Genomic DNA, 9,281 nt, shown 5'->3' on the forward strand with positions numbered 1-9,281 from the left:
ATGACTCCTCAACACCTAGCGAAGCTCGTTGAGGACGTCCTCAAGCAGGTGGAACCGCACGCGTTCTTGTTCGAGCCGCACGTTCGGGCCGAACTCGCCGTCCACGAGGCTGTCGTAGACATCGGCTTCGTCGGGTGTGAGCGTGCCGAGTGGCCGGTGGGTGGGCGTATCTTCCTTCACCCACTGCCCGCGGTGCTCCAGGAGGGTGGGCCGGTTCATCAGGATCGACTGCGTGTGCGCGAAGCTCCGGCGCAGCCGGTCAAGGATGGTGAAGCCGTGGGTGTCCACATCGCCCCAGTAGACCAGGCGTACGTCATGCAGCCAGGACAGGGCGGACAGTTGGGTGACGGCGTAGCCGCCGCCGTGGATCACGATGCTGTGGGGCTGGTCGGGAAAGGCGAGGTAGGTGGTTTCGTTCTCGACGACATACACAGTCGTGATGGCGGGCGGGGGCGCGGTGAACTCGTCCGCGCGCACCGTGAGTTCACTGAAGCCCGCCAGTGACTCGCCGCCAAGCAGCCGGAACCGCAGGTAGGCGGGTTTACGCAGGAAGCGGAAGCGGGCAGCGAAGTCGTTGCGCGCGGCATCGGCCTCGATGCGGTCTTCGGGAAGGCAGTGCTCGAGCAGGGTGGTCAAGATGGCTCTGTGCTGTTCCATGAACTTGGTGTCCACGCCGGGTACGTCGAGCTGGCGCAGGTAGACGGCCGGACCGCGGTAGTCGGTGATCCAGCGGATGGTGGCTTGGAGGCGTGGCCAGTCGGCTTCCCGTTGGACAACTTTCATCGGGTTCTCGGCCATCCACGTGGCCAATGGGGGCAGGGTCTCGTTTGCGGCGGCGAGGAGGGACGCGTAGCGGTTGACCGTGTTGGTGACGCCGAGGAGTTTGAACAGGTCGTCGCGGCGCTCGATCCAGACCCGGGCGGGGGCGTTGTTCACGCCGGCGAGGCGTCCGCCGAGCCGCCGGTATTCGATGCGCAGGTGTCGGTGTGCTGCGGGAGCCCAGGACGTTGCCCAGGCGAGGACGTCGTCGTAGTGCCGGGTGATGTCGCCGGCCTTCGGGCCGCGCAGGGGGACGGCGAGGGGTTCCCAGTCGCTGCCGTCGGCGACCTGGCTGAGGAACTCGCCGCGGTCCCAGCGCTTGCGCAGGCGAGCGACGACGTCGCGGGGCGTGGTCCAGTTCGGGGTGCTGGCGGTTGCCATGTCAGCTCACCTGTCCGGATACGGGCTGCAGGGCGGCCAGGGTGTGGGCGAGGCGTTCTTGGCGGTACTGGGCGATGGTCAGGGTGCGCAGGCGGGAGTGGTGTCCGGTGGGGTTGTCGACGAAGCCGACGGCGGATACGTAGGGCTCGATGACGTGAATCTTCTGCAGGGGCGTGACGATGAGGAGTTGCAGGCCGAGACGCTTGAAGAGGTCCAGGGCGAAGCGGGCGGATTCCTCCGAGCCGCGGCCGAAGGCTTCGTCGATGACAACGAACCGGAACGTGCGGCTCCTGTTGCTGGTGGTGTCGAGCTTGAACTGGTAGGCGAGGGAGGCGGCCAGGATGGTGTAGGCGAGCTTCTCCTTCTGCCCGCCGGACTTGCCGCCGGAGTCGGAGTACACCTCGTACTCGGAGTTGTCCTCGCGGCGTCGTTCGCTGGCGCTGAAGACGAACCAGTAGCGCACGTCGGTGACGCGCTTGGTCCAGGCACGGTCCGCATCCGTGTGTCCCTCGCGGCCCTTGAAGCGTTCGATCAGGCGCTGGACCTGGTGGAACTTCTCTTCGGAGTACAGGTCGGAATCGTCGCCGGACAGGACGTCGTCGGTGCAGGCTCGCAGTTCCGCGGTGAACTCGCGGATCTCGGTGTTCGGGGTCTGCTCGGGCTTGAGCATGATGTAGCGGCCCGGGTTGTAGTCGATGCCGGCCAGCGACTCGTTGATGGTGGCGATGCGGTCGCCGATCTCATCGGCCCAGATGTTCAACTGTGCATGGAATCCTGCGACTTCGCGGATCACGTTGGTCTTCAGATACGTGCGGAACTGATCCTCAAAGCGCGGCAGGTCGTCGGCGACGAGCCGTTGGTGCAGGGCGCGGTAGCCACCGGCGGAGGCGACGGAGTCGTCGAGCTCGTTGGTCTCGGCCGGGTAGTTGGTGCGGAAGGTGCCCATCTGGGAGGCGATCGTCTGGGCGAGGCGGGTCTGCTCTTTGCCCCAGCGGCTCTTCTGAGCTGTCAGCTCCTCGCGCAGCCGGGTCTCGGTCTGGCCGCACTCCTGCGCGGTACGGCACGTCAACCGGGCGGCGGTCAGGCGCTGTTCGAGGGCCGGAAAGTGGGCCTGTGCATCGGCGGCGGCCGGTTCATCGAGTACGGCGCGGGCCGCATCGCGGGCGTGGATGGCCGTGTCCCGCTCGCCCGACACCTTCCCCCAGTTCTGGTTCGCCTTCTCGTAGGCGGCTTCCTGCTCGCCGATCTCGACGGCGATCTCTTCCAGGTGGCGGGTGAGTTCGTCCAGGTCCTTGGAGTCGGCCTGAAGGCGCTGCTTCTCCTTGGCCAGCTCGGTGATGTGCCGCACAGCGGAGGTCCAGTCGATCTCGCTGTAGTCGCGCATCGCCGCCAGCCGGTCGAGGACCTTGTCGCGGCTGATGGAGTCCTCGTGGGCGGCTTCCAGGCCGCGCTTCTTGCCGGCCAGCTCGCGCTGGGCGGCGTGGACCCGGCCCGCCTGGTCCACGAGGGCATCGATCTTCGCCTGGTTCGTCCAGCCCAGCACGTAGGTGCTGCGGTCGTCGATGCGGGTGCTGTCGTTCTTCTCGTGGCGGCCCCGCGCTCCCTTGATCAGTCCCTGTGCGGTGACGGCCAGTTCGGCATGCCGGAAGTCCTCCATGGTGAGCACGCAGGTGTGCGACGCACGGCGTTCGAGCTCACCGGCCACCCACGGGGCGAAGGATGAGTCGTCGCGTACTTCGAGTTTGGCGAACAGTGCGGCCGAAGGGGCTGCTTGGGGGCGCCGGGGCGGGAGCTTGCCGGGGACGCGGAAGTAGACCAGCTTCGTCCCCAGGTGGTGGTTGTTGATCCACTCGGAGACGCGGGCGTACTGATCGCCAGGGACGAGGAGGGACAGGGCGAAGCCGCGCAGCAGCCGCTCGGCGGCGCCGGCCCAGGCTTGTTCCCCGTCGCGCACCTGGACGAGTTCGCCGGAAAACGGCAAGGCGCTCTCCTCGATGCCGAGTTCGCGGCACAGGCGGGCGCGTACCTCCAGCTGCCGGCGAGGGACGTTGCTGCGGCGCGAGCGCAGGCTGACCAGATCCTTGTTGAGGTCCTCTGCCTGCTGGTGCAGGCGATCGGCGTCGACCGCGAGCGTCTCCAGGGCCGTGAGCGACTCCTGCTTGTCCGCGGCGACGTCGTGCTGGGCCCGGGAGATCTCCTCCAGGCGGTCGGTGAACTGGGCCTGATCAGTGACCGGGGCCAACTCGGCCTGTTCCAGCAGGCGGGCGTGCTCGCGGGCGCGCCTGTCCCGTGTCGTGCGCAGTCGCTCCGTCTCCTCGATCTGGCGCTCCAGTTCACCCAGGCGCCCACCGCCCAGGCCCTCACGCTGCAGTTCCCACCGGCGCTCCTGGCCCCGCAGCCGCTCCAGCTCGTCCTTCGCTGCCTTCATCTGACTGTCCAGGCGGGCCAGCGACCGTTCCAGGTCGGTGCGCTCGGCCTCGTGCAGGACCGAGGTGCGCTCGGCGATGAAGTACCGCAGGGCGGCCTGCTGGGCCTCGGCCTCCTCGATCCGCGCGGCCAGGCCCTCGTAGGTGTGGCAGTCCTTGAGCAGCGGGGTGAGGGCCTCGATCTGGGCGCGGGCCCGCTGAACGGATTTGTAAGTGGTGGTCAGGGCGTCGAAGTGGCTGACGATGTTGTCGGTCATGGCGGCCGCGTCGAATGGTTCGAGCATGTGGCTACGCACGAAGTCGTCCAGGCTGCCCACCGACTTCATCGACACCGTCTGGTGGAAGAGATCCAGGGCCTGCTCGGACTCGATGCCCATGCGGCGCCGGAAGTCCTTGCTGTAGGGTGGGAACGTCTTGTGCACGCGGACATCGTCGGCGTCGAGGCGCTTCTTCAGGGCCCGCACTTCGGTGCCGAAGTCGGCGAAGTCGCCGGCGACGGACAGAGCCCGGTCTGCGACGAGGAACAGCCGCTCCGGACTGGTGGCGTTGGCGTCGGCCAGCCAGAACACCTGTCCCAGCGTGACGGTCGACTCCAGCGCCGGGTTGCGGAACACCCCCAGGATGACCGAGTAGTTCCCGGGCTTGCGCAAGGCCACCGGCTTGGTGAAACCGGTCTCTTCGTTGCGTTCGGACTTGTAGTGGCCCAGGACGTAGGAGCGCAGGCTGCGTTCGCGGCTCTCCGCGCCGGCCGCCCGGTTGTAGGCGATCTTGTGGGCGGGCATGAACAGGGTGGTGATCGCATCCACCAGGGTGGACTTGCCGGAGCCGATGTCTCCGGTCAGCAGTGCGTTGGCACCGCCGAGGCCGAACGACCACACGTGTTTGTCGAACGTGCCCCAGTTGTAGACCTCCAAGCGCTCCAGCCGGAACCCGGCCGCGGCAAAATCGGTGGAGGTGGCCGTGCCGACGGAGCCGGACTGAGCGGGAATCACTGCTGCTTCTCCTGCGGGGTGTGGGAGGCCGCGTACTGGGCCAGGTTCGTTTCGAAGTCGGCGAGCCACTGCCCGTCGACGAAGGCTTTGATGATCCGCTGCACCTCGAACAGCTGCTCCTGACCGCGGGCACGCCGCAGGAACTGCAGGTCGACCACCTTGTTGATGTGGCCGTCGATCTGGTCGACCAGGCGCGCCTCGTTGGTGCCGGCCGGGAGGAACGTGCGGATCATCTCGACAATTTCGTCCCTGGTGATCATGAGCCGGGTGCCGTCGGCGCCCGCGTCGAACTCGGCGAGCCGCTTGCGCAGCAGCACGACCAACAGGCTGACCGGGTAGGAAAGCGACCGGCGGGGCATCAGCCGCGGCGGCCTCGTACGCGGATCGTGAACTTCGTCTTCGGCGTCGGGCTTCGACTGGAGGAAGGCGTAGCCCTCCACCTCGTCGATCACCACGCGCAGGCCCATGACCTCGACGTAGTCCTTGACGCGGGCACTCATGTGCAGCAGCGCGTCCCAGGCCCGCTCGTGCTGGTCGCGGAAGATCGGCCCTTTGAGTAGCTGGTTGACGGGCAAGGAAAGGGTGTGGGATGGCTGCGCGGTGAGGTTGGAAGGCGTGGTCATCGCCCCTCCTTCTTCTGGCTGGTGGCCCAGGCGACACCGGGGCTGGTGCGGGCGAAGGTGACCACGGGCACGGTGGCGACCTGCCGGACATCGTCCTCGCCGATCCAGGTGATCTCTTCTTGGCGGTGGTCGTCGAAGACTGTGGTGAACCCGTCGTCCGGGAGGGCGAAGTAGGCGACGAGTTCGGCCAGTCCCTGCTCGAGCGGGTGCTCGCGCAGCGTCTCGGCAAGGGAGACCTGGGTGCGGGTGCCAAGGGCGCGGTGGACCGCGGCCGTGAGCCGGGCGGGATCCACGTACACCGCCTCGAACAGGACGTCAGCGGCGAACTCCTCGTCGCCCGCCTGGATACCGGTACTGTCGATCGGCGCCTTGACCACCGGTGTGTACAGGGGCCGTTCCATCGGCAGCACGATGGCCGGTGCCGTGGCGTCGAGCTCAGCTATCAGATCCACACCGGGAACGTCGCGCAGGGCCAGGGCCCGGGACTCGATCCCGCGCACCAACTGCAGGACGCGGCGGTCCTCCGAGCGCACCTGGTCATCCAGGAAGCGGCGCAGCTGGTCCGAGAGCTGCCGCACCGTGCCCTGGGTGCGTTCGGCGGCCTCCAGCCAATCCCGGGGCATGCGCCGCATCCTCGGGTCGGGCTCGCCGATGGCCTCCATGGTCTCGACCTCGGCCAGCAGCGTCTTGAGTTCGTCCTGTCGGCTCGGGGCGAGCAGGAAGTCGTAGAACGCCTGGAAGGTCCGGCCCTGGTCCGACTCGGCGATGCTCTCGCGACTGCCCAGCACCTCATCGAGGAGTCCGGCCTTGGCCCCGTCCCACGCGGCGATCTTGCTCCGCAGGTCGCGGTCCAAGTCCCGGAAGTTCGCCTCGACCTCGCGGAAGTCGGCCAGCAACCCGTACGCGGTCGCAGTCATCTGCTGATAGCGGTCCCGCAGCCCCGCGCTGTCCAGCACATCTACCTCGCCGGCCTCAACCCGCTCGATCTCCTGGTCGATCTCGTGCCGACGCCGGGTGAGCTCTGCCAGCCGCGCATCGGGGTCGGTCTCGGCCCCGAACGTCATCTGCCGCAGCAGATCGAAGATCGTGTTCAAGCGTGACTCGGTACCGACGAACGAGCGCTCCTCCAGCGACCGGATCCACGAGATGGCCTTCTCCACCGCAGCCGTGGCGTCAAAGTGCGGCTCGTCCGAATCCGGCGGGTAATACTTGCGCAGCCAGCCATTTTCCGGCGCCGACCAGACATCCAGATACGCCTTCGCAGACTGGGGAAACGTGCTCCGCCCCAGCCGCTCATTGAGCGCGAACAACTCGTCGTCCAGCCGTTCAACAAGCTCCGCACCGGCAATCGAGCGCGCCCCCTGCTCGACGAACACCTTGTTGAAGAAGCTCAACATCAGCGGCGCGTTACCGGCCGTCAGCAGCCGCCACGCGGAGCTCTGCTTCCGCAACGCGACCAGACGGTCGTAGTCCAACTCCATGCATCCTGCTCCTCACTACCCCACCGCGTACGACGGTATTTCTCGCCAGCGGCGAAAACACACGCCCCACACGGCCGACGCCCACGCCCGCACAAGCCGTGCACGGACATTCCGTGGCGGCCACAAAAGAACCGTAGAGGCCACCACTGACAACGGAGCTGCGCAGGAAAGGCAGCCGGATGGGTCACACGCGGACTCAGGGAAGGAAGACAGCAGGCAGGAGGGCCTACCTACCCTGATTCCAGAACTTTTCCGATCCTCATCCCCGCAGCCCTTTCCGAACGAAATTTCGAATCCCAACCCGAAGACTCTGGCCCGCCGACCGACCTGCCAGCGTCCTGCGTCATCGCGTCTTGGGCACATGCCATCTGCCGGACGCAAGGCCACCTCATCGAATCTCGATCGCGCCCGGTCGGAGCTGGGCGGAGGGTGCCATCCATACGCCGAGACACCTGAAAGCACGGCAGGACACAGCAAGATCAGAAAGATCCCTGAGCCGGTTGGGCGCGGCCGGCGTGACGCTGCTGTCCCGCATCGCCGACTTGAAGGCGGCCGAGCGAGGAGCGACCAGGACTACGAGGCAATACCCACCTGGGCGACGTCCGGCGAGCCGAACAGGTCATCGAAGCGACGGGCTCCCTGGGCAGAGATCAGAAAGTACGGGGCGCCCGATCCCGCAATGCTGTGCGGCCCTTTCTGTCCCGCGACAAGCACGTCGTACGGCGACCACGCATCGAGGCCATCGAACACGTAGTAGACCGGCAGCTGCATCCAGGCAACGAGCTGCAAATGCGCCAGCACGGCGGCGCGTTCGACAGCATGCCGGCCCGTTCGCCTGCTGGTAACGCCGCCCTTACAGTCGATCAGTACGAGGTCTTTGGCCTTCGCCGCAATGAGATCCGGGAACCAGCGGATGGAACTGTCGGTCTTCCGGAGCGCGCATTGAAGCGCCCGGCTCAGCTGCCCTTGGCCCCAGAAGTCGACTTCCCACCCTCGCTCGGTGAGCTGCTCGGCGACGTGCCGCTCATGCGCGTCACCTATTGCTTTCCGTTGCTGAAAGCTCGTCATGGATGCAGTGTGGCCCGCGGAACAAAGCAGGTAACCCATCGTGGATTGAACCCAGCCAGTCCCATTCAATCTCAGTAGTTCTCACTGTGTTCGCGTCAGTCCGTGGACGTCCGGCTACGTCCGCACACGTTCACCGCAACTTGGCCGAAATTCGACAGCACAACTGCGCTGCGACAGGGGGAGCTACCCCAACTGGAGACCGTGGTCAACCCACGCAGACACCAGGACCGCCAGCTCGCCGGCCTCGCTGAAACAGGGCCCGGCTCCAGGAGTCAGGAGCAGCAACTGCTTACAAGCGGATCGTCGTCTTCCCAGTCAGTACGACATCGCCCCCGATCGGCCACCGGCTGGCAGCCGCCCCGGGCTCCGTCCTGGGCGAACACCGATCCGTGTCCGTTCGGCCCAGCACCACGCGCCGGGCCGGCGTCATCTCCATAAGGTCGCTGTGACGGTCGTGCAGGCCACCGAACCGAAAGGAATGACCGATGCAGATACGCACCGCGTTCGTCGCCGCAGTGACGGTTGCCCTCGCCGCCGGCCCCTTGGCGGGCCTGGCCCATGCCCAACCCGATCTGGACTGCCGCGACTTCGCCTTCCAGGAAGACGCCCAGGCAGAGCTGAACCGAGACCCCAGCGACCCCCACCGGCTGGACGAGGACCAAGGGCCGGACGACGGCATCGCCTGCGAGGTCCTGCCCCGCAGAAGCACCACCAGCACGACGACGCCCACGCCTTTGCCCACCCGCGGCGTCCAGGGCGGCGTCGGCGGCAGCACCGGCCCCGCCGACTTCGAGCGAACTCTGGGCATGGCCCTGGCCTGCACCTCCCTCGCTGCGGCAGCTGGTTACGCGGCCCGGCGACGCCGCGACGCCGGCCTACGCAGAAACTGACCGGCCACCGCAGAGACCTTCACCGACGCGAGCCGCCCCTCACCGTCGCAGAGCGTCCGGGACGAGTTTCCCCAGGCCAGCCCTGTTATCGAAAAGCGGATACGTCTCAGGTCAGGACCGCGCCAAGCTGCCCCGGACAGATCTCCGGATACGGGAGCGGTCTTGCCGGCTACGTGTGAGCTGGCTTCCTGATGGCCTCGCGGATCTGTGCATTCAACTCACTGATGCCGGCGGAAGCGCCGGGCACGGGGCACGAGGCGTGTGAGGCTCTTGGCGAGTTCGGGGTCGGCAAGGGTGGGAAAAGGTATGTCGGCGGCGTAGTGATGAGTGCGGGACTGCTGCAGTGTGCGGAGGACGTCTTGGTGCCGGCCGGCGGCGCCGTAGAGGCGGGCCAGGCGGAAGCTGGCCTGAGCGGCGCCGGCGTGGTCCCGGAAAGCGGCGAGGGCCTGTTCTGCCAGCGTGATGGCGTCGCTGAGTAGCTGTTGTCTTTCCGGGCTTGAGGACTGCGTTTTCGCTGGTCGGGCATAGGGCGGGCGTTCCCGTGGGAGTGGTGGCGTGTCGTGTCGTCGCTGCGGTGGAGGTCGTGGATGCCGTCGGTCGT

At 67.0% G+C, this 9,281-nt stretch carries 6 protein-coding genes; 1 reads left to right on the forward strand and 5 read right to left on the reverse strand.

Annotation, left to right across the window (positions count from 1 at the left end):
* Nucleotides 1-15 precede the first annotated feature (15 nt).
* The 5 genes from G3I56_RS34060 to G3I56_RS34080 form a co-directional block, all read right to left on the reverse strand.
* Nucleotides 16-1,200, reverse strand: a complete 1,185-nt coding sequence (locus G3I56_RS34060) for a Wadjet anti-phage system protein JetD domain-containing protein (protein WP_164415844.1) — start codon at nt 1,198-1,200, stop codon at nt 16-18.
* Between the two features lies 1 nt (nt 1,201).
* A complete protein-coding gene (locus tag G3I56_RS34065) occupies nt 1,202-4,618 on the reverse strand; it encodes an ATP-binding protein (protein WP_164415846.1) in 3,417 nt (1,138 codons plus the stop codon).
* Complete coding sequence (locus G3I56_RS34070; protein WP_164415848.1) at nt 4,615-5,241, reverse strand: DUF4194 domain-containing protein; 627 nt, start codon at nt 5,239-5,241, stop codon at nt 4,615-4,617. Before G3I56_RS34070 ends, G3I56_RS34065 begins: the two co-directional genes overlap by 4 nt.
* Nucleotides 5,238-6,722 (reverse strand): DUF3375 domain-containing protein, encoded by a 1,485-nt coding sequence (locus tag G3I56_RS34075; protein WP_203691299.1) that lies wholly within the window; start codon nt 6,720-6,722, stop codon nt 5,238-5,240. The genes G3I56_RS34070 and G3I56_RS34075 overlap by 4 nt, the downstream gene beginning before the upstream one ends.
* A 573-nt stretch (nt 6,723-7,295) precedes the next feature.
* Nucleotides 7,296-7,790 carry a hypothetical protein gene (locus G3I56_RS34080; protein ID WP_164415850.1) on the reverse strand — a complete coding sequence of 165 codons (495 nt, stop codon included), beginning with the start codon at nt 7,788-7,790 and terminating at the stop codon, nt 7,296-7,298.
* A 485-nt stretch (nt 7,791-8,275) separates the two neighbouring features.
* Here G3I56_RS34080 and G3I56_RS34085 point away from each other — a divergent pair, with 485 nt between their 5' ends.
* Nucleotides 8,276-8,680 (forward strand): hypothetical protein, encoded by a 405-nt coding sequence (locus G3I56_RS34085; RefSeq protein WP_164415852.1) that lies wholly within the window; start codon nt 8,276-8,278, stop codon nt 8,678-8,680.
* The last annotated feature ends 601 nt before the right edge of the window (nt 8,681-9,281 follow it).

The sequence above is a fragment of the Streptomyces sp. SID12488 genome (assembly GCF_010548275.1).
Classification (GTDB): domain Bacteria; phylum Actinomycetota; class Actinomycetes; order Streptomycetales; family Streptomycetaceae; genus Streptomyces.

What these genes read in the sequence shown, in the direction of transcription:
- G3I56_RS34075 (WP_203691299.1), bottom strand. Translation starts at nt 6,722, where the DNA reads ATGGAGTTGGACTACGACCGTCTGGTCGCGTTGCGGAAGCAGAGCTCC.
- G3I56_RS34085 (WP_164415852.1), top strand. Translation starts at nt 8,276, where the DNA reads ATGCAGATACGCACCGCGTTCGTCGCCGCAGTGACGGTTGCCCTCGCC.
- G3I56_RS34060 (WP_164415844.1), bottom strand. Translation starts at nt 1,200, where the DNA reads ATGGCAACCGCCAGCACCCCGAACTGGACCACGCCCCGCGACGTCGTC.
- G3I56_RS34070 (WP_164415848.1), bottom strand. Translation starts at nt 5,241, where the DNA reads ATGACCACGCCTTCCAACCTCACCGCGCAGCCATCCCACACCCTTTCC.
- G3I56_RS34080 (WP_164415850.1), bottom strand. Translation starts at nt 7,790, where the DNA reads ATGACGAGCTTTCAGCAACGGAAAGCAATAGGTGACGCGCATGAGCGG.